General features: G+C 38.3%; 27 protein-coding genes, 1 riboswitch and 1 other annotated feature. Of the genes, 2 read left to right on the top strand and 25 right to left on the bottom strand.

All coding sequences use genetic code 11. The annotated features are described in order from the left end of the window. Positions 1-213: 213 nt before the first annotated feature. From QRN68_RS02635 to QRN68_RS02675, 9 genes are read right to left on the bottom strand one after another with little or no spacing between them, the layout of a single operon-like run. The gene (locus tag QRN68_RS02635) at positions 214-954 is read right to left on the bottom strand and encodes a class I SAM-dependent DNA methyltransferase (protein ID WP_285395119.1); all 741 of its coding nucleotides are present in this window, start codon (positions 952-954) and stop codon (positions 214-216) included. Beyond that, positions 955-1,299: a ribosome silencing factor gene (gene rsfS, locus QRN68_RS02640; RefSeq protein WP_285395120.1), complete on the bottom strand. Its 345-nt coding sequence runs from the start codon at positions 1,297-1,299 to the stop codon at positions 955-957. It lies immediately after the preceding gene. Further along, positions 1,296-1,868 (bottom strand): bis(5'-nucleosyl)-tetraphosphatase (symmetrical) YqeK, encoded by a 573-nt coding sequence (yqeK, locus tag QRN68_RS02645; RefSeq protein ID WP_285395121.1) that lies wholly within the window; start codon positions 1,866-1,868, stop codon positions 1,296-1,298. Before yqeK ends, rsfS begins: the two co-directional genes overlap by 4 nt. After that, the gene (locus QRN68_RS02650) at positions 1,837-2,427 is read right to left on the bottom strand and encodes a nicotinate-nucleotide adenylyltransferase (RefSeq protein WP_285395122.1); all 591 of its coding nucleotides are present in this window, start codon (positions 2,425-2,427) and stop codon (positions 1,837-1,839) included. The genes yqeK and QRN68_RS02650 overlap by 32 nt, the downstream gene beginning before the upstream one ends. 9 nt (positions 2,428-2,436) lie before the next feature. Further along, positions 2,437-2,739, bottom strand: a complete 303-nt coding sequence (gene yhbY, locus QRN68_RS02655; RefSeq protein ID WP_285395124.1) for a ribosome assembly RNA-binding protein YhbY — start codon at positions 2,737-2,739, stop codon at positions 2,437-2,439. Positions 2,740-2,744: 5 nt separating this feature from the next. After that, the gene (gene aroE, locus QRN68_RS02660; RefSeq protein ID WP_285395125.1) at positions 2,745-3,575 is read right to left on the bottom strand and encodes a shikimate dehydrogenase; all 831 of its coding nucleotides are present in this window, start codon (positions 3,573-3,575) and stop codon (positions 2,745-2,747) included. A gap of 30 nt (positions 3,576-3,605) precedes the next feature. Next, positions 3,606-4,709, bottom strand: a complete 1,104-nt coding sequence (gene yqeH, locus QRN68_RS02665) for a ribosome biogenesis GTPase YqeH (RefSeq protein WP_285395126.1) — start codon at positions 4,707-4,709, stop codon at positions 3,606-3,608. After that, positions 4,706-5,227 carry a YqeG family HAD IIIA-type phosphatase gene (locus tag QRN68_RS02670; RefSeq protein ID WP_285395127.1) on the bottom strand — a complete coding sequence of 174 codons (522 nt, stop codon included), beginning with the start codon at positions 5,225-5,227 and terminating at the stop codon, positions 4,706-4,708. The genes yqeH and QRN68_RS02670 overlap by 4 nt, the downstream gene beginning before the upstream one ends. Before the next feature lie 36 nt (positions 5,228-5,263). Next, the gene (locus tag QRN68_RS02675; protein ID WP_285395128.1) at positions 5,264-6,046 is read right to left on the bottom strand and encodes a phosphatidylserine decarboxylase; all 783 of its coding nucleotides are present in this window, start codon (positions 6,044-6,046) and stop codon (positions 5,264-5,266) included. Between the two features lie 136 nt (positions 6,047-6,182). Here QRN68_RS02675 and pssA point away from each other — a divergent pair, with 136 nt between their 5' ends. Both pssA and sigK read left to right on the top strand, forming a co-directional pair. Next, complete coding sequence (gene pssA / locus QRN68_RS02680) at positions 6,183-6,683, top strand: CDP-diacylglycerol--serine O-phosphatidyltransferase (protein WP_285395129.1); 501 nt, start codon at positions 6,183-6,185, stop codon at positions 6,681-6,683. Positions 6,684-6,770: 87 nt separating this feature from the next. Continuing rightward, complete coding sequence (gene sigK / locus QRN68_RS02685) at positions 6,771-7,478, top strand: RNA polymerase sporulation sigma factor SigK (protein WP_285395130.1); 708 nt, start codon at positions 6,771-6,773, stop codon at positions 7,476-7,478. A gap of 488 nt (positions 7,479-7,966) precedes the next feature. Here sigK and mtnN read toward each other — a convergent pair whose 3' ends face one another. The 16 genes from mtnN to QRN68_RS02765 form a co-directional block, all read right to left on the bottom strand. Beyond that, positions 7,967-8,659 carry a 5'-methylthioadenosine/S-adenosylhomocysteine nucleosidase gene (gene mtnN / locus QRN68_RS02690; RefSeq protein ID WP_285395131.1) on the bottom strand — a complete coding sequence of 231 codons (693 nt, stop codon included), beginning with the start codon at positions 8,657-8,659 and terminating at the stop codon, positions 7,967-7,969. A gap of 286 nt (positions 8,660-8,945) precedes the next feature. Continuing rightward, positions 8,946-9,590, bottom strand: a complete 645-nt coding sequence (locus QRN68_RS02695) for a YrrS family protein (protein WP_285395132.1) — start codon at positions 9,588-9,590, stop codon at positions 8,946-8,948. Positions 9,591-9,781: 191 nt separating this feature from the next. After that, positions 9,782-10,270, bottom strand: a complete 489-nt coding sequence (gene greA / locus QRN68_RS02700) for a transcription elongation factor GreA (RefSeq protein WP_068983694.1) — start codon at positions 10,268-10,270, stop codon at positions 9,782-9,784. Positions 10,271-10,456: 186 nt separating this feature from the next. After that, entirely contained in the window at positions 10,457-11,095 is a 639-nt protein-coding gene (udk, locus tag QRN68_RS02705; protein ID WP_285395134.1) for a uridine kinase, read from the bottom strand. After that, positions 11,095-12,375: a peptidase U32 family protein gene (locus QRN68_RS02710; protein WP_285395135.1), complete on the bottom strand. Its 1,281-nt coding sequence runs from the start codon at positions 12,373-12,375 to the stop codon at positions 11,095-11,097. Before QRN68_RS02710 ends, udk begins: the two co-directional genes overlap by 1 nt. A 14-nt stretch (positions 12,376-12,389) precedes the next feature. Next, positions 12,390-13,322, bottom strand: a complete 933-nt coding sequence (locus QRN68_RS02715; RefSeq protein WP_285395136.1) for a peptidase U32 family protein — start codon at positions 13,320-13,322, stop codon at positions 12,390-12,392. 5 nt (positions 13,323-13,327) lie between these two features. Next, positions 13,328-13,960 carry an O-methyltransferase gene (locus QRN68_RS02720; RefSeq protein ID WP_285395137.1) on the bottom strand — a complete coding sequence of 211 codons (633 nt, stop codon included), beginning with the start codon at positions 13,958-13,960 and terminating at the stop codon, positions 13,328-13,330. A 312-nt stretch (positions 13,961-14,272) separates the two neighbouring features. Then, positions 14,273-15,400, bottom strand: a complete 1,128-nt coding sequence (gene mltG, locus QRN68_RS02725; protein WP_285395139.1) for an endolytic transglycosylase MltG — start codon at positions 15,398-15,400, stop codon at positions 14,273-14,275. Positions 15,401-15,625: 225 nt separating this feature from the next. Further along, positions 15,626-16,153: a DUF1292 domain-containing protein gene (locus QRN68_RS02730; RefSeq protein ID WP_285395140.1), complete on the bottom strand. Its 528-nt coding sequence runs from the start codon at positions 16,151-16,153 to the stop codon at positions 15,626-15,628. Between the two features lie 98 nt (positions 16,154-16,251). Further along, positions 16,252-16,560 (bottom strand): DUF1292 domain-containing protein, encoded by a 309-nt coding sequence (locus tag QRN68_RS02735; RefSeq protein ID WP_049667728.1) that lies wholly within the window; start codon positions 16,558-16,560, stop codon positions 16,252-16,254. A gap of 19 nt (positions 16,561-16,579) precedes the next feature. Further along, positions 16,580-16,996: a Holliday junction resolvase RuvX gene (gene ruvX / locus QRN68_RS02740; protein WP_197145001.1), complete on the bottom strand. Its 417-nt coding sequence runs from the start codon at positions 16,994-16,996 to the stop codon at positions 16,580-16,582. Between the two features lie 2 nt (positions 16,997-16,998). After that, complete coding sequence (locus QRN68_RS02745; protein WP_004226839.1) at positions 16,999-17,265, bottom strand: IreB family regulatory phosphoprotein; 267 nt, start codon at positions 17,263-17,265, stop codon at positions 16,999-17,001. Positions 17,266-17,697: 432 nt separating this feature from the next. Further along, on the bottom strand, positions 17,698-20,358 hold the full coding sequence (gene alaS, locus QRN68_RS02750) for an alanine--tRNA ligase (protein ID WP_285395143.1): 2,661 nt from the start codon (positions 20,356-20,358) through the stop codon (positions 17,698-17,700). Between the two features lie 79 nt (positions 20,359-20,437). After that, positions 20,438-20,652, bottom strand: a binding site (T-box leader). Positions 20,653-20,983: 331 nt separating this feature from the next. Next, positions 20,984-21,937 carry a magnesium transporter CorA family protein gene (locus tag QRN68_RS02755; protein ID WP_285395144.1) on the bottom strand — a complete coding sequence of 318 codons (954 nt, stop codon included), beginning with the start codon at positions 21,935-21,937 and terminating at the stop codon, positions 20,984-20,986. A 38-nt stretch (positions 21,938-21,975) separates the two neighbouring features. Further along, positions 21,976-22,926: a magnesium transporter CorA family protein gene (locus tag QRN68_RS02760; protein ID WP_285395145.1), complete on the bottom strand. Its 951-nt coding sequence runs from the start codon at positions 22,924-22,926 to the stop codon at positions 21,976-21,978. A gap of 21 nt (positions 22,927-22,947) precedes the next feature. Further along, positions 22,948-23,883 (bottom strand): magnesium transporter CorA family protein, encoded by a 936-nt coding sequence (locus QRN68_RS02765; protein ID WP_285395146.1) that lies wholly within the window; start codon positions 23,881-23,883, stop codon positions 22,948-22,950. A gap of 253 nt (positions 23,884-24,136) precedes the next feature. Then, a riboswitch (M-box (ykoK) riboswitch) is annotated at positions 24,137-24,311 on the bottom strand. Between the last annotated feature and the right edge of the window lie 494 nt (positions 24,312-24,805).

Consider the following 24,805-nt stretch of genomic DNA (forward strand, 5'->3'; position numbering starts at 1 on the left):
TTTTTTACAAAAAACACAATTTTATATGTTTACAATATCCCCTTTTTGTAAAAATATATGCGAATTATCTGAAAATAATTTGTGCTATTAAACATTCTTTTCCGCTTTATTCACCACTTCAAAATCAATACTGTACAATTCTGTTTTCTTAGCAACGAATTTGTTCACAAAACAAAAACAGCTCGCTGGTCAGTTTACCAGCAAGCTGTTCTTCTATTTCACCGCACGGATAAAAATGCGTTCACTTTCATATTCAGGACCTTCATCTGTAAAATCTGCTGTTACTTCTACATGACTAAAGCCAATCGTACGAAGCCATGTCATATATTGCTCAATTGAGAATGTGCGCTGGACATGCTCTTCATCGAAGCGTTCATACAGATTACTTTCAGCATCGCGCACATAAAACGTCATTTGATGAACAATGGAATGGTCAAAATCGCCAGGTTCCGTATGCCATACATAGCTAATATCGCCATCGTCATACGTAAACGGTCCGTCTAAAAAAATATCATTCATTTTATACAAAGAATGTACGTCAAAAAACAGCTGGCCTCCATCACGTAAAGCTTCAAAAATACGTTCTAATGTTGAGTAAACTGCTTTTTCCTCTACTACATAATTCAGTGAATCAATAGCAATCGTTACAACGTCAAGCGCCTCAAAGCCTTCTAATTCATCCATCGACATACAATAGAGAGGCACATGTAATCCTGCATCAGCAAAGCGCTCTGCGGCAATCGAGAGCATATCTTCAGATAAATCAATTCCACTCACCTTGTAACCAGCCTGTGCAAACAGTAGGCCAAGCACACCTGTACCACAGCCGATGTCTAAAAGATTTGAGAATTGACTGCTCGGTGCATGCTGTATAACCCATTCCACATAAAGATTATATGGGATATCGGTTTGTAGCTCATCATACACGTGTGCAAATCTTTCGTAACTACTCACTTAAGCCTCTGGCATGTCTAGTTGCGGTGCATCGCCCCATAGACGCTCTAAGTTATAGTAAGCACGTTCATCTTTATGGAATACATGCGCTACAACATCTCCAAGGTCTACTAGAACCCAGCGAGCTCCATCGAAGCCTTCTACACGACGAATTTCAAACCCCTCTTTTACTGCTACCTCTTGTAATTCACGTGCGATTGCTTGCACTTGGCGATCAGAATTACCATGGGCAATAATAAAGTAATCCGCTAAAAGTGAAATGCCTTGCATATTTAAAACGACAATATCCTCACCGTGTTTGTCGTCAATTGCTTTGTAAGCTGCTTGTAATAAAGTTGAAGTCATCCTTCACTGTCCTCTCTTTTCATCATATCGTTATAACATTCTATAGATAATGGATAAACTGGCTGTTTTGTGTCAATTAAAAATGCCAATGTATGACGCACACAAGCGCTCATCGCTTTATCCAAATTTTTCACTGCTTTTTTTCGCAGACGATCAACTCCATCAAATTTACGATTTGGTTCAATCATATCTGCAACAAAAATTATTTTTTCTAAACGACTCATGCCAACGCGCCCTGTTGTATGAAAACGAATAGCATTTAACATATCCTCATCCGTAATGCCAAATTCACTTTCCGCAATACAAGCACCAACTGGCCCATGCAGTAATTCACTGCCCCAGCCAATTAGGCGAGCATCTAATTGTTCATCACGGACGATTTGCTCCATCCACCCAATATCTGCATATTTCGCAATATCATGAAGAATGGCTGCTGTCTCAGCTTTTTTCTCGTCCTCACCATATAATTTTGCTAATTCAATGGCGGTTTCCATTACGCCAATGGTATGAATATAGCGCTTCTCAGGCATACGTGGCTTAATCGCCGTTAAGTACTGTTCGCGTTCCATAAAGACCTTCCTCCCTTATGAACGTCTCTACCGCTTCTGGCAGTAAAAAAGTAACCGTTCCTCCAGTAGCAAGGCGTTCACGAATCAGTGTGGACGATAAATCGATTTGGGGAGCTTCCACCATTACTATAGGGTACTCTGTTATGGCCTCTGTTCCTGGACGCTTTACTCCTACAAATTGTACAAGCTTCACTAATTCATCAATACAGTACCATGTATGAAGCGAATCAATCATATCGCCACCAATGATAAAGTAAAATTTCACATTAGGTTCTCTGCTACACATCGAAGTAAGTGTCTTATATGAATAGGATACGCCACCCTTCTCTACCTCATACGACTCCACAGAAAAATGCGGATATGGACTTATTGCACGCTTTACCATTTCAAGGCGCTCCACGACGCTCGCATCATGACGTGCAAACTTGTGTGGTGGTAACGCATTTGGCATAAAGCGAACTTCATCTAAATCTAATGCATGAAGTACTTCATTAGCCATCATTAAATGTCCATTATGTGGTGGATTAAATGTGCCTCCCAGTAAACCGATCTTTTTCATCGTCTCACCTTATTTCGCTGCTTTTGGTAATACAATCTTTTTATGATTGCGTGATTCTTTATATAAAACAACTGTCAGTCCAATTAATTGCACTAGCTCTGCATGGGCACCTTTTGCAAGTGCTTCTGCCACTTCATGCTTGTCCTCCTCACAGTTATCTAAAATACGTACCTTAATCAGCTCTCGTACTTCTAATGCTTCACGAATTTGCTTTGTCATTTCGTCATTAACGCCGCCTTTTCCTACTTGGAAAATTGGTGATAAATGATGTGCTTCTGCACGTAAAAAACGTTTTTGTTTACCTGTTAACATAAAAATTAATATCCTCCTAATTGCGCCTTCAATTGCGCAATCATTGAATTTGTATTTGGGTATTCATCAAGCCAGTGCTCAAAAGCAATAGCCCCTTGATGAACGAACATACCAAGACCCGTAACGACGGTTGCTCCTTTTTCTTCAGCCGCTATTAAAAAAGGCGTCATTAATGGATTATACACAATATCGGCAACAATTGCGCCTTTTGTAAGTCGTTCCAGTGAAAATGGCATTGAAAAATTGCCCGTAGCTAGTCCAGCTGAAGTCATTTGCACTAAAATGCCGAAATCAGCTAATGTTTCCTCAGCCTTCGTTAAAGAAATAGCTTTACCTATCCCCATTTCATCGACAATTGCTTGAGCATTTGCCACTGTGCGATTTGCAATCGTTAAATTCGTGTAACCTTGCTGCTGCATGGCAAAGGCAATACCACGAGCAGCACCGCCCGCACCGATAAGAAGGACTGGCTTATTTTTATGTAACTTGCCAACCGCTTCTTCTAGTGAACGAACAAAACCAACACCGTCTGTATTGTAGCCTTTTAATTTTCCTTCTTTTGTTCGGACAACCGTATTGACAGCTCCCATTTTTTCTGCCAACTCATCTAGCTCATCTAAATAAGGAATGATCGCTGTTTTATGTGGGATTGTAATGTTCCAGCCACTTGCACCTAATGTTTTCAAGCCAACAACTGCTGACTCCAAATTTTCAGAAGATACGTGCACCGGAATATACGTCGCATCTATCGACAGTTCCTCGAACCAAGCATTATGCATTGCTGGTGATTTTGAGTGCTCAATCGGATCTCCAATAACTGCAAACCATTTCTTCATTTCCTCGTCCCTCTTCTCTACTAATACATCCTAAATAAGTGATGGGCGAATTGAAACTTGTACACCTTTTGGGGCATAAGCTGCTACGACTACATTTGCATGCTGCACAGTAATCCATCCAAGACCAGAGAATACTACGTCTGTTTTTGCTTCTTTGATGGAGAACTCATGGCGCACTAATGGCGGTAGCTGTTCAATAAACTCGGCAGTTGGAGGTGCAAGTAATTCACCCTTATGCTCTGCATATAATGTATCTGCCTTCTCAAGCTTTGTACGGTGAATTGGTAAGTCATTTGCCACATGTACCGTAAATGCCGATCGCTCTCCTTGAATAAAATCAAAACGTGCAAGTGCGCCAATAAATAGCGTTTGTCCAGCATTTTGCTGATAAACTTTCGGCTTTATTTCTTTTTTAGGCATAATATATTTTAATTCGCTAGCGTCAATATGGTGTGCCATCTGATGATGATTAATAATTCCTGGTGTGTCATATAATGCACTACCATCATCTAATGGAATTTCAATCATATCTAAAGTAGTACCTGGGAAGTGAGAAGTTGTAATAACCTCACCTTCACCTGTAGCCTGCTTGATAATACGATTAATGAACGTGGATTTCCCAACATTTGTACAACCTACAACGTAAACATTTTGTCCATTACGGTACTCATCAATGGCTTCCATTGCTTCAGCCATTCCTTTACCTTTATGGGCACTCACTAAAAGTACATCGACAGGTTGTAGACCAAGAGCCTTTGCTTCACGTTTTAGCCAATTAATCACTTTTTTCGGTTTCACAGATTTCGGTAATAAATCAGCTTTATTCGCGATTAATAACACAGGATTTTTCCCAACGAAACGGTGAAGTCCTGGTAACCAGCTCCCATTGAAGTCAAAAATATCAACAATTTTCACGATTAAGCCTTGCTGTGTTCCAAGACCGTTTAATATGCGTAAAAAGTCGTCATCTGTTAATGACACTGGTTGAATTTCATTATAATTTTTCAAACGGAAGCAACGTTGGCAAATGACCACGTCTTTTTCTAATGATGATGGGGGTGCATACCCAACTGCTGTTTTCTCTTCTGTTTGAATTGTTGTACCACAGCCAATACAATTTGGCATTTCGTTCATTCTTTTTCCTCCCAAGTAATGATTCCTTTTCGTTTTAAATCATTGAATACACGGCGTTCAATGAATCGATTGAATTTTGTTACGAATCCATCTGATTGCGCAACTGGTTTTACTAGTACCGTGTGTAAGCCTAAGCGATTTGCGCCCATTACATCCGTTAATAGTTGGTCTCCTACCATAACTACTTCCTGTGGTCGTAGCCCTAATTGAATAACTGCACTATAAAAGGCGTTACGAAGTGGCTTTCTAGCCTTATGAATATACGGGATACCTAGTGGATCGGCAAAATGCTTTACACGCTCTTCTTTGTTATTCGACGCAATAATAACACGAATACCTGATTCTTTCATAATACGAAGCCAAATAATAAGCTCTTCCGTTGCATCTGCACGGTCCCATTCCACAAGCGTATTATCTAAATCCGTAATGATTCCTTTAATACCTAAGTCTTTAAGCTTTTCAGGTGTAATTTCAAAAATACTCGTTACAAATTCATCTGGTAATAAAAAATTATACAAAATAGCGACCCCTAATCTAAACGTATTATTCGACCATTATAGCATATTTGCGAAGGCTTCACCCATTCGAATTGGGCTTCCTTGCACAACATTATCCGTAAAGTCTACTGCATCCTTTTCAAATAACATGACTACTGTTGAGCCGAATGAAAAATATCCAACTTCTTCACCCTTACGCCATTGTGTTGTGGTATTAGTGAGTATGATTGAGTTAACAAAAGTAGCCCCAACTTTAATAAACGCTACCTGTTGATCATTTGCCACTTTCAGCTCCGTTACTGCACGATAATTGTGTGAAATTGGTTTTTTGCCGTATGAAAGACCGAGCTGATTAACAGGATAGGATTTTTGACCAAGCGTATATTGTCTTAGTACTTGCCCATCAATTGGGCTATGAATACGGTGATAATCTGCAGGACTCAAGTAAAACACGATAAAATGACCATCTGTATATTGCGCAGCACGCTCTGTATTGCCAAGTAAATCTTGTAATGCATAAGGCTTACCCTTTACAAGAAACGTCATATCCCATTCGATACGTCCAAATGATTCCACTTTCGCATCCACTGGACTAACAAAGGTAGTGGGATTTTGTTCAATTGGACGTGCATCTTCTAATAGCTCTCTTGTAAAAAAATCATGTAAACTTGAAAATTGTTGTCGGTTTTTTGAAACCTCTTCAAGCTTAATATCGTATACCTTCATATAACTAGGGATAATACGTTTACTCCACTTTGCTTTTGCAATAGTTTGCAAAAGATGGGAGGACTGCTTGCCATTGGTTAATTCAATCAAGCGTTGATATATTTTTTCTTTCATAAAACAAAACCCCTATCGATTAATTTAGACTGTCAATTTTTTCGCATTCGAAGTATAATGGTACAATATCTTAAGTGCAAAGGAGTGATCCCCCTTGTTTTTTTATCACAAGTTGGTGGATACCACGGTTAAGAAAATGAAATCGCAAGCAGCAAACTTTATTACAATCAGCAATATGTCCTTTGGTGGCGCGGCCATAATGGCTACACTACATGAATATTATAGCTACAGTGTCTTGTTTATCTTTATTGCAGCCCTTCTTGATCGCTATGATGGAAAGGTAGCTAGAGCTCTCGGACAAGTGTCTGATTTAGGTAAACAATTAGACTCTATGAGTGATATTATATCATTTGGTGTGGCACCTGCATTATTAATGTACAAAGTTGTCTTAGTTGACTTTGGTTTTGTCGGCATGACAATGACAGTACTGTATATCGTCTGTGGTGCAATGAGATTAGCTCGCTTCAATATTAGTGAAGCAAACGGCTATTTCACAGGGTTACCAATCACAGCGGCAGGTACGCTCTTAACTTTAACGTATTTTGCATCTAATACGTTCCACCCAGCATTTTATCTTTTCCTATTTCCAATACTAGCATTACTAATGATTAGTACATTTACGTTAAAAAAAGTGTAACAGCGCATTTGCTGTTGCACTTTTTTTCATTTAACGCAGTTTCTTTACATATACTGTCGAAAAATGGGGAAAGGATGAAATCATTCAATGAGCGGAATTTTTACATCTATGTTGCAGTTATGGCTTGAGATCCCGGCATTACTTGGTTATTTAAAGGGGCAAACATTCCATAAACCCTTTTCAAAAGAAGAGGAAGCTGCTTGTATTGAACGATTTTTAGGCGGTGATGAGCAAGCGCGTCTTGATTTAATTGAGCGCAATATGCGACTCGTTGCACATGTTGTAAAAAAATTTCACCCAAAACATGAACAACTAGACGATTATATTTCCATTGGTACTATAGGACTTATGAAAGCCGTAGAAAGTTACACTCCTGACAAAAAAACACGCCTTGCCACTTACGCTGCCCGCTGTATCGAAAATGAAATTTTAATGCATCTGCGTACTCAGAAAAAAGTGCAAAAAGATGTTTCCTTATTCGAGCCAATCGGTACAGATAAAGATGGTAATGCTCTGCAAATTCGGGATCTCTTACAATGTGATGAAGAGAGCGCAACAGAAAAAATTGAACATAAAGAACACGTTGCACAACTATATCATTATTTGCATATGCTTGACGATCGTGAACTCGAAATAGTAACCCTTCGCTATGGTTTAAATCAACATGACGCCCTTACGCAAAAAGAAATCGCTGCACGTTTAAATATTTCTCGTAGTTATGTATCTCGCATTGAAAAGCGAGCGCTTATTAAACTTTATCAATTATATAAACGAGATCAAAAGTCTATTGAGTAATATAGTTTAAATTGATAATTGTAAAATTACAATAAATCCATTCCAAATTACTCTTGTATTTTTTGTTACACACGTAACCCTAAGAAAGAATTCTCGTTCATCGAAATGGGTAGGGCTTTATTAGGAACAGCGGGAAGGAAGCTATAAAAAAGCTCCCTTGTGACATTAAAATGTCACAAGAGAGCTTTTTCCTCAATGAAATTCTACAGATTCTGAAAGTTCTGCTGAAATAAGTGTACCGAGTAACGTCGTTATAATGACTACACCTGCTGTTAAAAATAGCATCATGAATGCCTCCCATCCAAATATGAAGAGATTTAAGTAAGAACAGTTTAGCATTAGTAAGACTTTTAAACTGTGATGTTCCTCACACTACAGACCACTCATTTTGACCATTCTGTGTACTTTAATCCTATATTAATGGGCGATTGGTGAAACTAATAATCAGCGGGGGATAAAAAAACTCCCCCACTGATTAAAGTTTAACTTTATAACGTTTCAATAGCTTTTAGTACAATTTGCGTCGAATGCTTTGCAGCTACTGGTAAAAACTCGTCGAAGCTAATATTCGATTCTTTTCCAGCAATATCTGATAATGCACGAATAACAACAAACGGAGTACCAAATTGATAGCAAACTTGTGCAACAGCTGCTGCTTCCATCTCAACTGCCTTCATTTGTGGGAAATGCTGACGGACAGCTTCTACACGAACAGGATCATTCATAAAAGCATCTCCTGAGCAAATTAAACCAATACCATATTGGTGCTCTCCAACTGCCTTTACTGCCTCTTCAGCCACTTTCATAAGTCTTTCATCTGATTTGTAAGCTGCTGGCATACCAGCCATCTGACCAATTTCATAACCGAAAATCGTTACATCTACATCATGATGACGGACTTCATCTGAAATAACAACTGCTCCTACTTCAAGTGTTTCGTCATAACCTCCGGCAGAGCCCGTATTAATGACTACATCAGGCTTAAATTCATGTAATAGAATGGTAGTTGACATTGCAGCATTCACTTTACCAATACCACTTTTTAATAAAACTACCTCTTTCCCTTCATAAGTTCCAGTTGTATATTCACTGCCTGCGATTGTTGTGCTTTTTGCATTGTCTAATGCTGCTCGTAAAAGCTCTACTTCCTCTTCCATTGCGCCGATTACTGCGATTTTCATGTCTATGTTACTTCCCTTCTTTATTCAACTCTTCTAATCATTTATGCCTCGCCATAACCCGCGTCAGGAGGCTTTAGGCCAACAGATGTCTTTCTGCGCGAAAGCGTAGCGTCAGCGGCAAATGTGCTAACGTAGCGACAGCAACACAATGTTTTTTGCGCAAAAGTGAAGTGCGCTTTCGTACAGAAAAATTGCCACAGGACGTGGCGTTCTTAGATAGAGTTCCTCTATTTCAGAGGATGTTTTGACACCCGCTAGTTAAAAATAATCAAAAGAGTTATTTTCGTCAATAGGCACCGTTTAATGTATTTAGTTGCTCAAGTTTTATTGGTAACCAACCTTCATTGTCGACCCATTCCATGCTAACGCGATACATTTTTGTCTTATCATTCGTTGACACTGTTGCAATAGCCGAACTAGCGCTACCGTTATTCCCCATACGCCAGATAATCATATTGTCCTTTTCGATGCCTGTAACGGCTGTAACTGTTGCTACCTTTTCAGCCCAGTCTATTGATTTATCATCGTAAGAAGACACATGCTGACCTGATTGTGCTGTAGGTGTAGGTTGCCAATTTTTATTTGTTATGACCTTGTCAACAATTGGGTTGTCTGAAGTAGTTTCATTAATAGCATCCTGTTCAGACGTTTGTTTTTCTTCTGTAGGCTTTTCCTTTGCAGGTTTTTCCTCTTTAGCTGTAACATCATTACTTTGCTCTTTAGAAGGCTCTTCCTTCACATCCTCGTTATCTTTCTTCTGCTCTTGTCTTGGCTCGTCTTTCGCGACATCATCCTGCCATTTAAACACATATGTTGCTGTTATAATAATTAATATCACGACAATACCAATTAAAACATTCAAAAGTTTATCTAGCTTTTTATTACGAGATGGCTGCAAATGACGACTGCTTCTAGTTTGTCGTTCACTCATGAAGTTTCCCCCTCTCTAGCAAATATTCTATCAAGTTCAACAGCACTTGCAAAATAATTGTGCCCATGTTTTTAATCATAACAAAAATAAAGCTTTTTCGGCTTATTTTCTAATAGATTTTGTCCGTTGATTGAATCAAGATAAAAGCAGCTAGCTCTCCTTAAAAAGATAAGCTAACTGCTTGTACAAAATTATTTGATTGAAATAATTTTAACTTTCATTTCGCCACCAGGTGTTTGTACGACAACCTCTTCGCCTTCAGCACGACCTAGCAAGCCTTTAGCAATTGGTGATTCATTAGAAATGCGGAATTCCATTGGATCTGCCTCAGCCGAACCAACAATCGTATACGATTCCTCATCCGTTGATGGTTTGCCATTAATAATTTCTACGAATGTAACCGTTTTCCCTAGTGATACAACACTGTTGTCTGTTTCATCCTCAGAAATAATTACTGCGTTACGAATCATTGATTTTAACGTGGAAATACGACCTTCTAAAAAGGCTTGTTCTTCTTTAGCTGAATCATACTCAGCGTTTTCAGAAAGATCTCCGAAGTCGCGAGCGATTTTAATACGTTCCACAATTTCTTTACGTGTTTCTGTTTCTAATTTTACTAATTCTTCTTCTAATTTTCTTTTACCTTCAGCTGTCATAGGGTATTGTTTTTCGTTTGCCAAAGTCCTTCACTCCTTATTTCATCAATACAAAAACATAAAACTCGACCAAATGCCATGTGTGATGCATTTAATCGAATTTTATTGTTTTTAATCGGTTTCAAAATGCTCTTTGACCTAATAGTATGCATGCTTTTCAGAAATATGCAATGATTCGCATGAAAATATTGTCAATACCACTCTATCTTATTACAATACGTTGTCAGTTTCAAGAATAGTTTTAATTTTAGTGACCATCAAATCAATCGCAACTTCATTATCCCCGCCCTCGGGAATAATAATATCAGCATAACGTTTCGTAGGCTCAATAAATAAATTATGCATTGGACGCACTGCCGTTAAATATTGTTCGATTACAGAATCTGTTGTACGCCCACGCTCTTTTATATCGCGCATTATACGACGAATAATACGTAGATCTGAATCTGTATCTACAAATAATTTAATGTCCATTAGATCACGTAAATCCGCATCCTCTAACACTAAAATACCTTCTAATATAATAACATCTACAGGTTCAACATGAACAACTTCTTTTGCTCTTGTATGCTCTACATAATCATATACAGGCTTTTCAATTGGTTGACGAACCAATAATTTTTTTATGTGTTCAATTAACAAATCATTATCAAACGCTAAAGGATGGTCATAGTTTGTACCTAGACGCTCCTCAAACGTTAAATGACTTTGATCTTTATAATAAAAATCTTGTTCAATTACAACTACTGAATGATCGCGGAAAACATCATAAATAGCACGGGTCACACTCGTTTTTCCTGAGCATGAGCCACCAGCGATTCCGATGACGACTGGACGCTTCACTGCCATTAATTATTCTCCTTTCGCATCATGTTATGCGGTTTTAATGGTATATCGCATTTAAATTTTACAATTTGTAGTGGATGACGAGCAGCATCTAAGCTATTTCCATCCTCATCCCAAATTTCACCCATTGTAAAACGGAAGTTTTCGATTTCTGGTCCAAAAAATTCTACCTCATCACCAGGTTTAAAATAGTTACGTTGTTGCATTGTAACCATTTTCGTTTCTGGGTCATGCTCTAAAATTAAACCAGCAAACTCATAAGTCGTTTTACGGCCATGTATACCAAACATTTGCTCTTCGTGACCAGGGGCATCGTGGAAGAATGCTTCCGCAGTATCACGGTTAGCACATTTATCTAATTCCTCAAGCCATTCACGTTTAATCTTGAAATTGTCAGGGTCAGCACAATAAGCATCAATCACTTTGCGGTACACTGAAACAACTGTCGCAACATAGTGAATTGATTTCATACGACCTTCTACCTTCAATGAATCAATTCCAAGTTCAATCATATGTGGAATTGCTTCAATTAGCTTTAAGTCTTTTGGACTCATCGCAAAAGGTGCGTGATTATCATCGAAAAGCGCCTTTTCTTCGCCATCTTCTAGCTCATATAAATCATAGTCCCAGCGACAAGATTGACAGCAACCACCACGGTTAGAGTCACGAGCAGTCATATGATTCGAAAGAACACAGCGACCAGAATAAGCGATACACATTGCTCCATGAACGAATGCTTCGATTTCAATGTCGACTTTTTCCTTCATCAGCTTCATTTCTTCGCCGCCTACTTCACGGGCTAATACTACACGATGTAAGCCTTCTTCTTTCCAATACTGCACTGCCTTCCAGTTTGATAAAGATTGCTGTGTAGAAAGGTGAATTTCAAGCTTCGGTGCAGCTGTACGACATGTTTCGATGATAAGAGGATCCGCTACAATAATGCCTGTAACACCCGCAGATTCAATATCTTTTAAATATTGCTCTAAGCCGTCCATATTTTCATTGTGAGCGAAAATATTTGTCGTAACATAGATTTTAGCACTGTATTTATTGGCGAATTCAACACCTTCGCGCATTTCCTCAATCGAGAAGTTATCTGCGTTTGAACGTAGACCGAACTCTTGTCCACCGATAAATACAGCATCTGCACCATAATGAACTGCAACTTTTAATTTTTCTAAACTACCTGCAGGGGCAAGTAGCTCTGGTTTTTTTGTAATGACACGTTTACCGTCGATAATCTCACGGATTTTGTCATTTTGTTCTAATGCTAATGCCATGTTCTTGCCACCTCCTAGTAAACTGTTTCCTTGAAGATAAAGCCAGTATCAAGAGGTCTGATGGCAGGCTGAATGTCTTCAATTTTTGCTAATAAATCATCTTTAATATCTTCATACGCATCTTCTGATTCGTCAAAATATGTGTCAATTGCTTGACGATAAGCTGCCGTTACTGTGACCACATACTCTGGTGTTTGAAGAACACCCTCAATTTTCAATGCATCAATGCTACCTTCGAATAACTCGCCAAGCTCATCAATAATGCACATATCGTTTGGACTGAAAATATGCGTACCGTTAGCGTCCTCGTAAATTGGATATTTATTATTACGTTCATCATCATGAAGGAACATATGACGATTTTCCTTACGATTTTCAATTTCCATTACTTTATCCCGATATAAGAAATAATGGCCTAGTAATGGACGTTTTGATTGGAACATACATGTCATTCCATGTACTTGAACCTCAATCTCAACTTCTGCATTTTCTTTGATTTCTAGCACTTCATCTAAAGAAAGCTCACGTGAAAGCACTGCGCGAGTTGCTCCGCGTTTCCCCCAATAATTTGCCGTAAACCAGTTCGTTGCAGTCGTTTCTGGATTCCAGTGTAACGGTATTGTTACACCTTGCTCACGACGGATAATTATTACTGCTGGATCACCGTAAATTAAACGATCAACGCCAATACGTTGCATTTCTTTTAAATACTCGGCAAGCGCATCCATTTTTTCATTATGGAATAACGCATTTACCGCAACATAAACTTTTTTACCCGCTGCATGAATCAGCTTTGTTGCTTCTTCCACTTCACAAACAGAAAATTCCCCTGCTAGGCGAAGACCAAATTGTTGTTCACCAATGACAAAAGCATCTGCTCCAGCCTTTAAAAGTGCTTTTACATGGTCCACTGATTGCGGTGTAACAAGCAATTCAGGTTTTTTCATAATAGTCACCTCTTCAAACATAGTAATAAACCATCACCTACCGGTAAAAATGCACTGGTATAATCAGGATGCTGCATAATCCATTCAGTGAAGTTTTTTAAATTGCGAATCATTGTGCGCTTGCGACGCGGTACTTCTTTTAAATCCAAATCTGATAAGCCATGCATATACATATTATCGATATACAGAACTCCGCCAGATTTTACAAGAGGCGCATACTTTTCAAAAAAGCGTTGATATTGTCCCTTTGCAGCATCGATAAACACCGCATCGAATGTTGTATGAATGGCCTCATCGTCCACCTCTAAGGCGTCTCCTTCAATGACTGTAATACGATCTGATACTGCAGAACGTTCAATATAGGCCTTCGCTCTCGTAACACGCTCTAGATCTCGCTCGATTGTAACGATATGCACATTCGGTAAAGCCTCTGCCATTCTTATTGCAGAATAACCAATTGCTGTACCAATCTCTAAAATTTTCGACGGATTTTGAATACGTAGCAGTTGATTTAATGCATCAATACCAGCAAGTTGCATAATTGGTACATGATTCTCCTCCGCAAATGCTTCCATTTCTAAAAGCAAATCATTACGTGGTTGAATAAATGATTGTATATATGCATCTGATAATTCCATTTTTAAGTCCACCCTCATATCAATTATGCCTCGGCATAATTGCGTCCGCCGGAGGCTTCATCATTTAGCAACAAAAAGAAAAAGACCAAACGCGATGTCTTGGTACTTCGTCATACAAAAATGAGCAATTGTTTTTTTCAGCTCAAAACAATTGCTACCACGTATATTATCCCACATTAACAAACTGATTGAATTTATTCCATGCGGATTGATTAAAAATCACATTTTATAATAGCACGAAAATAGAAGGAAAGCTATTTTTCTTTCCTTCTATCCACATTGTTGCTATTTATGTTTTCTATTTAAAGGTAATTACTCTGCCTTACGCAAGTATTTTTCTACTTTTTGTAAATGTTCATCGTATGTTTTCGAGAAGTGGTTGACACCATCTTTATCCGCTAAGAAGTAAAGGTAATCTGTTTTACTTGGATTTAGCGTTGCTTCAATTGAAGATTTCCCAGCGCCCGCAATAGGACCTGGTGGTAAGCCTTTATTTTTATAAGTATTATAGACATTATTTACCTCTAAATCTTCATATAGTACACGATCTTTATGGGAACCAAGTGCATATAAAACAGTTGGATCTGTTTGTAGTGGCATCCCCTGATCGATACGGTTATAGAATACGCTCGCAATCGTTTCTCGATCTGTTTGGGCGGTAGCTTCTTCTTCCAGTAATGAAGCAAATGTTAGTAATTGATGTACTGACATTTTCTTTTCAGTTAAAACATCGCTGTAAGTCTTCACAACTTTGTCCATTGCCCCTACCATTTCATCTACAATTGATTCTAATGAAGGTTTTTCTTCAAAGTAAGAATAAGTTGCAGGGAATAAATAGCCTTCTAAATCATAGCGAATATTATCAGCTAAAACCGCATCTGTCACAAGATCAGGGTATTTAGCCTTCATTTGTTGAACAAATGCATCGCTTGTTACTAAGTCCATAAATTCCTTTTGAGTGTACGGCGTTTTCTTTTCTACAATGTTACCAATTTGTTCGAGTGTTAAACCCTCTGGAATTGTCATTGTAAAGACTGGTTTACGGTAGACCTTTCCGGATTTTAAACTTTCTATTAGCTCATCTAATGTCATGGCCTGCGTTAAATCATATTTCCCGGCTTGGAACTGGGATTCATTTTTAAACTTAGCATAGTATTTAAAAACACGCGCATCTTTAATAATTCCTTTTTCCTCTAGTAAAGTCGAAATAGAGCTTAAGGTTGAGCCAATTGGTACTTCAACTGCTATAGTTTTAGTTGCATCCGGATCCACCGGTTTTAAAGCACTCTTCACATACGTATAACCAAATAAACCGACAATCCCTAATAGTAGAACAATAGAAATTGCAACAATAGCCACTATTTTTCTCACAACTTTTACCTCGGATTTTCTTTTTTCCATTTTTGAAAACATTTCTTGTTTTTTTGAACCGTTATCCACGGGTTTCCCCCCTATCACTTCATTATCATACTAGAAATCAACTTTCACGACAAACAGAAATAGATAATTCAGTAAAAATAGCACATATCAACTTCGCCTCGACGTAATTCGTTCGGATTTTAAATTGTGCCCACAAACTGCCGTTGCGATTTCGCTACAGCAAACATTTGGCTGAATGAAAATAAAAAAACTCTGAGTAGCACTTTACACCACTCAGAGTTTTTATTATAAATCATTTAATATATCTTCAACAAATTCCCATTCGGCATCTGTTTCAATTGGTAATAATTCTTCTATCGTCCCGTCATTTCCAGCTATATATTGGGCAGCAAAAATATCTTTTTCCTCTATTGGCTCGTCCGATGCTAGAACATAAAGTACATAGGATTTACCAAACTGTTCGGATGAAAATGTATGAATGACCTCACAAACCTGATCTGTTCCATCCTCATCTGTTACAGTAATTAGCTGCGGTCCCTCTTCAAATTCCTCTAGAAGTGTTAGGACCACCTCATTAATCATTTCCCACTCCGCCTCTGTTTCAACAGGCTGTAAATTGGTCATTTCCCCATTATTATCATCATAATCGAATGTCATAGCAGAAATGTCTCCAGGAATTTCATTACCATTTTCGTCAATTAACGAAAATAATACATATGATTTTTCTTCTGCATCAAAGGTGAAGACAACACGGCATTTTTGCTCCTTGCCATCCTCTCCAATTATAAGAAATTCTTGCGTTTCTTCGTTCATTTAATCTCCTCCAAGCTAGCTTTATTCTTTCAAAAGTAAAAAAGGAACAAGGAGTGCTTATTGCCATCCTTGTTCCACACTTTTAAAGATTACGATGATTATTCTTCGTTTTCATCCTCTAAAGCGTTTAATACGTCTTCTACCATATCCCACTCTGCTTCAGTTTCGATTGGTGTTAACTCACCATCTTCACCATTTTCAGATGGTACAAATGAAGATACGAAGATTTCTACAGAGCCATCCTCATCTTCTTCTGCACCTACCATAGAGTAAAATACATATGATTTACCGAATTCAGCTGATTCATGTACGTGAATCACTTCACAAAGTTGTTCATTTCCGTTCTCGTCAATCACTGTAATGTGTTGTACATGTAATTCTTCTTCGTGGTTATGCTCTTGTGCCATGCGCTTGTCACCTCATAAATTAATTTTTGCTATCTAAGTAGCCTTGTAAAATCATCACAGCAGCCATTTTATCTATGACTTGCTTGCGTTTTTTGCGACTTACGTCCGCTTCGATTAGCATACGCTCAGCAGCCATCGTTGTTAGACGTTCATCCCAAAGCTTGACCGGTAGTGAAAATGTTTCTTCTAAAAGCTTTTTATAGTTTTCAGAAGCCTCCCCACGCGGTCCAACCGTATTATTCATGTTTTTCGGGTATCCTACAACAAATTCTGTTATAGCATACTCCTTCACTAGCTCGGCTATACGCTCAATGCCGAACTCGCCGTTAGCTTCATCAATTTTTACGGTTTCAATACCTTGGGCCGTCCACCCTAGAGCATCACTAACAGCAACGCCTACGGTTTTTGACCCAACGTCTAATCCCATAATTCTCATTTCTAATCCTCGTTATTCTTTTTAATATAAAACTTAACAAGCTCTTCTAGAATTTCGTCACGCTCAAGCTTGCGAATTAAATTACGAGCATCCTGATGGCGAGGAATATACGCCGGATCACCAGAAAGTAAATAACCGACAATCTGATTGATAGGGTTATATCCCTTTTCCTCTAATGAAGAATGTACTTTCAACATTACCTGCTTGACTTCCTGTTCCATTGATTCTTCTGGAAAATTAAATTTCATCGTTTGATCAAATGAACTCATGACCAGCACCTCGCTTTCAGAAATAAGGAGATGTGCAAAAAAGCTCATCTCCAATTTCTCTTTATTATAACATGTTTTGGCGTATTATCAATTATACCTCGGCATAATTGCGTCTGGAATCGGCTTTGTGTTTAGGCCTGCACGAGGGCCGACACGATGTCGGTCATTTCGGTAATGCCACAGGACGTGGCGTTTTTACCGACGCAGGTCAGTCAGCCGTTATCGCATGGATGCGATGATCTTAGGCTAACATCCCCTAAGAACTCCTTTCCGATTCCGTGACATCCGCCGGAGGCTTTAGGCCAGCAGATGTTTTTTGTGCGAAAGCTTAGTGCTAACGCAGCGGCAGCAACACGACGCTGGTCACTCAGGCGTTTTCACAGGATGTGAAGTTCTTAGCCTGAGTTCCTCTATTGCATTCGCAAAAAGAAGTTAAATGGATTTAACATAATCATACACAGAAAGTAGTGCTTCATCAAGTTTTGATGCATCTTTTGCACCTGCCATCGCCATATCTGGACGACCGCCACCTTTACCACCACATGCTTCTGCTACCATTTTTACGATATTTCCTGCATGGTAATTACCACCAACTAAATCTTTTGTTACACCAGCACATAGCATAACCTTTTCGCCATCGACAGCACCAAGAACGATAACAGCTTTAGGCATTTTCACTTTCAAGTCATCCATCATTTGACGCAGTTGATTATTGTCCTTCGCCTCAACTTTAGTAGATAGAACAGTTACATCCCCAAAAGTTTGCGCAGCGTCCACAATAGCGCCTGCTTGTGCATTCGCGATTTTTTGTGATAATGCCTCATTTTCACGTTGTAAATCTTTGTAGTCAGCTTGTAACGCATTTACTTTTGTCACAATATCTTTTGGATTAGCTTTTAATATTGCCGCCGCTTCGTTTAATAAAGCTTCTTCCTCTTTCACTGCTTCATAAGCAACTTTACCTGTCACAGCCTCGATACGACGAGTACCTGCACCGATACCACCTTCTGAAACAATTTTGAAGAAGCCAATTTCAGAAGAACGTTTTACGTGTAAACCACCGCAAAGTTCAATAGAGTAGTTACCAATTGACACAACGCGAACGATATCACCGTATTTCTCACCGAATAAAGCCATTGCTCCCATAGCTTTTGCTTCATCGATGCCTTTTTCTTCAATAACGACCTCTATATCATCCCACACTTTTTCATTTACAATACGTTCAATTTGTTGTAATTCCTCTTTTGTCACTTGTCCGAAGTGAGAGAAGTCAAAGCGTAAACGATCAGGCCCTACATAAGATCCAGCTTGGCTAACATGGTCGCCCAGTACATCTTTTAGCGCGCGTTGCATAATATGTGTTGCTGTATGGTTTTTAATAATTAAATTACGTTCATCACGGTTAACTACTGCCTTCACAGCATCTTCAACATGCATTTCGCCAGATTCTACAAGTACAGTATGAAGCGGCTGACCATTTGGAGCTTTTTGTACATCTTTTACAATGGCCGTAAAGCTATCATTAGCAATAACACCGCTATCCGCTATTTGACCACCCATTTCAGCATAGAATGGTGTTTTAGCTAAAATAACTAGTGCTTCTTGCCCTTCAGATGCTACCTTCGATACTTGACCATTGACAATGATCGCTGCCACTTCTGTGTCTGTCGTTAATGTATCATAGCCTACAAATTCACTTGCAACCGTCAAGTTTGCTAGCACTTCGTTTTGTACTTGCATAGAATCTACATCTTGACGAGCTGCACGTGCGCGTTCACGTTGTTCTTCCATTGCCGCTTCAAAGCCTTCATGATCTACCTTCATGCCTACTTCTTCCGCATACTCTTCTGTTAATTCGATTGGGAAACCGTAAGTATCATATAAACGGAATGCATCTGCACCTGGAATATAGTCATGGCCTGCTGCTTTTTGAGCTTCTACTACATCGTTAAAGATAGTAAGACCACCGTCTAATGTTTCATGGAAGCGAAGTTCCTCATTTTTAATAACACGTTGGATAAACTCGCATTTTTCCGTTACCTCTGGGTAGAAATCATTCATAATTTCACCAACAGTTGGTACTAATTCAAACATAAATGGCTTTTCAATGCCGATTTGTTTTGCATAGCGCACAGCACGACGTAGTAAACGACGTAATACATAACCTCGACCTTCATTTGAAGGAAGAGCACCATCACCAATAGCAAACGCCACTGTACGAATGTGGTCAGCGATCACTTTAAATGGTGTATTAATATCTTCTTCTGAACCGAAGATTTCACTTAGTGCTACTTCACCAGGACGTTTGTATTTACGATTTGCTAACTGCTCGATTTTTTCAATTATAGGCATGAATAAATCTGTATCAAAGTTTGTTGGAACATTTTGAACAACTGATACGATACGCTCAAGACCCATACCAGTATCAATATTTTGCTTTGGAAGTGGTGTGTATGTGCCATCAGGATTATGGTTGAATTGAGAGAACACTAAGTTCCAAATTTCAAGATAGCGTTCATTTTCTCCACCTGGATACATTTCTGGATCATTTTCATCTGAACCGTATTCTTCCCCACGGTCATAAAAAATTTCTGAGTTAGGACCCGATGGACCTTCACCGATATCCCAGAAGTTCCCCTCTAGACGGATTAAACGCTCTTCAGGAATACCAATTTCGTTATGCCAAACGTCATACGCTTCTTGATCTTCAGGATGGATCGTAATCGATAAAAGCTCAGGATCAAAGCCCATCCATTTTTTATCCGTTAAGAACTCCCAAGCATAATGAATAGCTTCTTTTTTAAAGTAATCCCCAATTGAGAAGTTACCTAACATTTCAAAGAACGTATGGTGACGAGCTGTTTTACCTACGTTTTCAATATCATTTGTACGGATTGATTTTTGGGCATTTGTAATACGTGGATTTTCAGGAATGATACGACCATCGAAATATGGTTTAAGTGTTGCAACACCTGAGTTAATCCAAAGTAATGATGGGTCATTGATTGGCACAAGCGGTGCTGATGGCTCATGATGATGACCTTTTTCTTTAAAGAATTCTAAATACATGCGGCGAATTTCTGCTGCTTTCATATGAAAATTTCCTCCCTATATGTTTTGTAAAATTACGATATGAATCCACAAATCAACATAAAAAAGCCCCCATCCCCAAAAAAGGGACGAGGACTTGTGATTTGTCTCGCGGTACCACCCTAGTTGTAAGTAAAAGTATACTTACCTCTTAAGCACTTGTAACGTAAGTGAACGGCAGAGATTAACTGCACTCCGGAGTAGCTTTCGGTATTTGCTATTGTGAGGATTTTTTCAGCCAAGAAATCCCTTTCTTTTACACGCACAAATACTTACTTTTTCCATCATCGTTTTTTACAATTTTCTAACAAGAATTATAAAAAAAATATGTTCTTCTGTCAATTGGCACTATAATGGCTAATCATAATACAACGTCCATTCGAAAGTGTTTATAGAATAGTAGATTTTCTACTTCAACTACTGAAAAAATTGGCTCATCACCATAACGTCCGTTCCGACTGGGCGCTTTTTTCGTAGGCGTCAGATGAGTCGCTTGGGCTCCAAGGACTCATCTGTGACGCTTAGAGTCACCCATCTTATACTTCAATCAACTGGCATTTTTACAACTTCTGATGCCGAGTCAAAAAATTTAGTATTATTTGTTCTATTAAAATGGTTTGATTCTATATTACCGCGTAAAATAATTTTTTTTGTAAAAAATGAAAGTAGACAACCCAGTCAGCAAGATTATAAAGACTATTACTCCCCAAAATGCATTGGATTCATTTTGATATGGTAAAGGCACATTCATCCCATAAATCGTAGCGATTAACGTCGGCACCGATAATATGATTGTAAATGAAGCGAGTAATTTAAGTACTTGGCTTACGTTGTTTTGAATGACGTTCCCATATGCATCCATAATATTATTTAAATTAGTTTGATTTATTTCCGTCACTTCATATGCTTGATCTATCTCAATAAGCACGTCTTCTAAAACATTTGCATCGTCTTCGTCTAATTCGATAGAGCTACCATGTAAGATTTTTTGCATAGTAAATTTCATCTGTTTAAGTGATGTTACCATATATATAAGACTTTCATTCAAGTAGAGTAGTGTGTATAACTCACTATTTCGATACGACTTAGCAAGCTCCTTTTCCGCTAAGGTGATTTCCCGTTCAATAGTAGCTAAAAAGTCAATATATGCCCGAGCAGTAATACTTAATATATTTAAGGTGTTGCGCGTTTTCATGTGTGTCTCAAAAAGAGTCATCTCACCATTAAAAAGGTCTTTCATAAAAGGTAGCTCTTCTCTACAGATCGTAATCAGATGATTTTTAGTGTGAATGATACCCATAGGAATTGTTCGATATTTTACGTCGTGAGAGGAACTCTCGACATCTATTTGATCGTAAGGGATATGAATAACAAACAAGACAGCCCCGTCACGTTCTTCAATTCGCGGGCGTTCTTCTATATCAAGTGAATCAGTTAAAAAATCACTTGGAACAGCAAGAGCTGCCGCCACATGTTCAATTTCACTGGATGTCGGTGCTTCGAGATGAAGCCAACTGTTATAACCAATACTTGATGTTTGCTCAAACTTACCTTCAGCATTACTTTTGTATATTAAAAGCAATTTGCTACACATCCTTTCTTATATACGGTACGAAAAGATTATAAACGTAAAAATTTTGTTTTGTAAAATACGTAGATAAGCCCTGCAGTGAGCCCTACAATAAGCCCAATAATTCCTACAAACATGAATGGTTCTTCTTCATAAGGCAATGGAACATTCATGGCGAAAACACTTCCAATAATAGTCGGAATCATTAGTACAATAGTAATGGTAGTCAGTATTTTCAAAACGCTGTTTAGGTTATTATGAATGATTGCCGCATACGCATCCATCAAATTACTTAAACTAAGACTACGCATTTCCGTTACTTCCGCTGCTTGTTCAAGGTCAACTAGCGCATTTTGCAGCATTTTCTCATCTTCTTTATATAGTTTTATATCTTGTCCTTTGGAAAGGTGTAAAAAAACATTATGCATAGCTTTCAAAGAAGTAGAAAAATAAACTACACTTTTATTGATATTAATCAATCCGAAAAGCTCACGGTTGTTATGGGATTCTTTCAATTCTTGTTGTAATCGTCCAACCTGTACTTTTATACGTTTGAGAAAATCGAGATACGACTGGGCAATTGCTTCAAATAGCAGCAATGTTATTCGCGTCTTCATATGTGTTTGAAATGTTCCGTACTTCCCTAAAAACAAGTCTCTACATAACGGATTGTCTTTTTTTGTGACAATCACCAAATGATCTTTCACATGTATGATTCCGATCGGTATCGTCCGATAAGGAATTTCTTCGTACAAATGTTCCTCATTCATAACAACAGGAGAATTGAGAATGATGACCGTTGACGAATCATCTTTTTCAATCCGAGGTCGCTCATTAATGTCTAGGGAATCACGAATGAAATTTTTCGTAATATTAAGTTTATTTGAAATTTGAGAAATTTCCGCATCTGTCGGATCAACAAGATAAAGCAACGTGTTATGAACAATTTCGGATATCGGTTGCAATTGACCTGATGAATCGCTTCGGTATATCGTAAGCATCTTTTTTCCTCACTTTCTCTTCTAAAATAGCTTTGTTTTGTAAAAAATCCACCCTGTCACTAAACTAATACCTGTGGAGATGGACATTATAACGGCTAATGCGTATCCTTCATCCTGCATTGGCAAAGGGAAATTCATTCCGTATACTGTGGCGATCATCGTCGGAAACGTCAAAATAATCGTAAAAGCAGTTAAAACTTTTAGCACGACACTAAGGTTAATTTCAATCGCCCCAGAATATGCGTCCATCAAATTACTTAAATTTTCGTTGTAAATTTGTGATATATCGAATGCTTGCTGCATTTCATTAAAAGTAGCTTGTATCCTTTTTTCAGCTTCTTCGTTCGTCTCCAAGTTCAGCACTCTCGACAATTTTTTCAGCATCACTAGATTGACTTTTAGCGCCTTTGAGAAATAAACAAGACTTTTATTTATATTAAGCAAAGTATACACTTCTCTGTTTTTTATCGATTTTTGTATAATTTTTTCAGCTATAATAATTTGTCGATTAACATCATCAAGGCAATGTAAATAGTAACGGGCAGAAACAAGCAATAGCTGTAAAACATAAGATGCGCTCATATTGGTATAAATATCCTTAACAAGAATATCGCTAAACTCTTGTAAAATCGGATGATTGTCGCGACAAATTATAACAATTACATCACTTGTTTGAATAATACCAATCGGAATTATCCTGTATGGTTCAGCGTCACCATTTGGCATTTTTATTGGTACATTGACAATCAACAAAAAATCATTTCCGTTTTTTTCTACACGTGATCGTTCATCTTTATCGAGGGAGTCATTGATAAAGTCAGTAGGTACGCCAAGGTGGTCAACAACGTACCGAATTTCATCTTCTGACGGGTTAGTGAGATATACACAGCTACCCTGAACGATCTTGGGCTGTTCTTGTAATAGCCCTTCTCCGCTTCTCTTATAAATTTTAAGCATCGAATCGCCCTCCTAATCTGTTGAATTAAAACAGATCTAAGTTTTTTAATCCTACTATCTCCATCGGTCATACTAGGACTCTCCATTTTGACCCCCTCCTTTCTAAATGCGAACTCTTATTCTTCCTGCTAAAAAAGTTTTAACCCATATAGCAATGTGTAATAAGATTCTTTTTTAAGAAATAAAAAAACCTCCAGAAGTCCTAGAGGGTTTAAAAAAGTGCATAAAAAAATAAAGTAGAACAAAAAGCACTTTCGACTCCCCCTAGTCGAGTTTTAGCACTATACACCGTAAAGAAATAAATTCATCCCTTAGCCACCTTAAGAAAAGCCTTAATCCGACAGTTCCTGTTCTACCCATGGGCATCTTTCGATATTTCTGGGCAGTGGCCTATGTTTGTATAGGAGCCTCACCTAACGAGGTTTTATTTAATTTCACCGCCATCTTAATCCCTATTTTTCATTTTGTCAATAGTCTAAAAATGTTTTAAAAGCGTTTTTTATTACGAATTTCTGTACAAAACAAGAAATAAACGGAGTGGTCTTCATCTTAAAATTTGCAGTAATTTACGAAATTTCCCAAAACAAAAAAAGAGCATTCTTAATTTCACTCTGGCTCATCACCAAAACGTGTGGTTGATTTCCATTCCGACTGGGAGGGCGTCCGATGTGCCTTCCTCCCCTCCCTTGCTCGCTTTATGGTCTCACCTGTGACACTGATTGATCCCCAGGAGTCGCCCAGTCGGAACGAAGGTCAACTTATATCAATCTCGCCTTGGCGTAATTGTAGCTGACGCTTCGCTTTCGCTACAGAAAACATTTGTTGCTGCCGCTACGTTAGCACTTCGCTTTCGCACAGAAAACATTTTTTGTTGCTGCCGCTACGTTAGCACTTCGCTTTCGCACAGAAAACATTTTTTGTT

The sequence above is a fragment of the Lysinibacillus sp. fls2-241-R2A-57 genome (assembly GCF_030209535.1).
Taxonomy (GTDB): domain Bacteria; phylum Bacillota; class Bacilli; order Bacillales_A; family Planococcaceae; genus Lysinibacillus.

Excerpts from the sequence above, each read along its gene's own strand:
- rsfS (WP_285395120.1), bottom strand. The coding sequence starts at position 1,299 with ATGACTTCAACTTTATTACAAGCAGCTTACAAAGCAATTGACGACAAA.
- yqeK (WP_285395121.1), bottom strand. The coding sequence starts at position 1,868 with ATGGAACGCGAACAGTACTTAACGGCGATTAAGCCACGTATGCCTGAG.
- QRN68_RS02650 (WP_285395122.1), bottom strand. The coding sequence starts at position 2,427 with ATGAAAAAGATCGGTTTACTGGGAGGCACATTTAATCCACCACATAAT.
- yhbY (WP_285395124.1), bottom strand. The coding sequence starts at position 2,739 with ATGTTAACAGGTAAACAAAAACGTTTTTTACGTGCAGAAGCACATCAT.
- aroE (WP_285395125.1), bottom strand. The coding sequence starts at position 3,575 with ATGAAGAAATGGTTTGCAGTTATTGGAGATCCGATTGAGCACTCAAAA.
- yqeH (WP_285395126.1), bottom strand. The coding sequence starts at position 4,709 with ATGAACGAAATGCCAAATTGTATTGGCTGTGGTACAACAATTCAAACA.
- QRN68_RS02675 (WP_285395128.1), bottom strand. The coding sequence starts at position 6,046 with ATGAAAGAAAAAATATATCAACGCTTGATTGAATTAACCAATGGCAAG.
- pssA (WP_285395129.1), top strand. The coding sequence starts at position 6,183 with ATGAAATCGCAAGCAGCAAACTTTATTACAATCAGCAATATGTCCTTT.
- sigK (WP_285395130.1), top strand. The coding sequence starts at position 6,771 with ATGAGCGGAATTTTTACATCTATGTTGCAGTTATGGCTTGAGATCCCG.
- mtnN (WP_285395131.1), bottom strand. The coding sequence starts at position 8,659 with ATGAAAATCGCAGTAATCGGCGCAATGGAAGAGGAAGTAGAGCTTTTA.
- QRN68_RS02695 (WP_285395132.1), bottom strand. The coding sequence starts at position 9,590 with ATGAGTGAACGACAAACTAGAAGCAGTCGTCATTTGCAGCCATCTCGT.
- udk (WP_285395134.1), bottom strand. The coding sequence starts at position 11,095 with ATGGCAGTGAAGCGTCCAGTCGTCATCGGAATCGCTGGTGGCTCATGC.
- QRN68_RS02710 (WP_285395135.1), bottom strand. The coding sequence starts at position 12,375 with ATGGCATTAGCATTAGAACAAAATGACAAAATCCGTGAGATTATCGAC.
- QRN68_RS02715 (WP_285395136.1), bottom strand. The coding sequence starts at position 13,322 with ATGAAAAAACCTGAATTGCTTGTTACACCGCAATCAGTGGACCATGTA.
- QRN68_RS02720 (WP_285395137.1), bottom strand. The coding sequence starts at position 13,960 with ATGGAATTATCAGATGCATATATACAATCATTTATTCAACCACGTAAT.
- QRN68_RS02730 (WP_285395140.1), bottom strand. The coding sequence starts at position 16,153 with ATGAACGAAGAAACGCAAGAATTTCTTATAATTGGAGAGGATGGCAAG.
- QRN68_RS02735 (WP_049667728.1), bottom strand. The coding sequence starts at position 16,560 with ATGGCACAAGAGCATAACCACGAAGAAGAATTACATGTACAACACATT.
- ruvX (WP_197145001.1), bottom strand. The coding sequence starts at position 16,996 with ATGAGAATTATGGGATTAGACGTTGGGTCAAAAACCGTAGGCGTTGCT.
- QRN68_RS02745 (WP_004226839.1), bottom strand. The coding sequence starts at position 17,265 with ATGAGTTCATTTGATCAAACGATGAAATTTAATTTTCCAGAAGAATCA.
- alaS (WP_285395143.1), bottom strand. The coding sequence starts at position 20,358 with ATGAAAGCAGCAGAAATTCGCCGCATGTATTTAGAATTCTTTAAAGAA.
- QRN68_RS02760 (WP_285395145.1), bottom strand. The coding sequence starts at position 22,926 with ATGCTTACGATATACCGAAGCGATTCATCAGGTCAATTGCAACCGATA.
- QRN68_RS02765 (WP_285395146.1), bottom strand. The coding sequence starts at position 23,883 with ATGCTTAAAATTTATAAGAGAAGCGGAGAAGGGCTATTACAAGAACAG.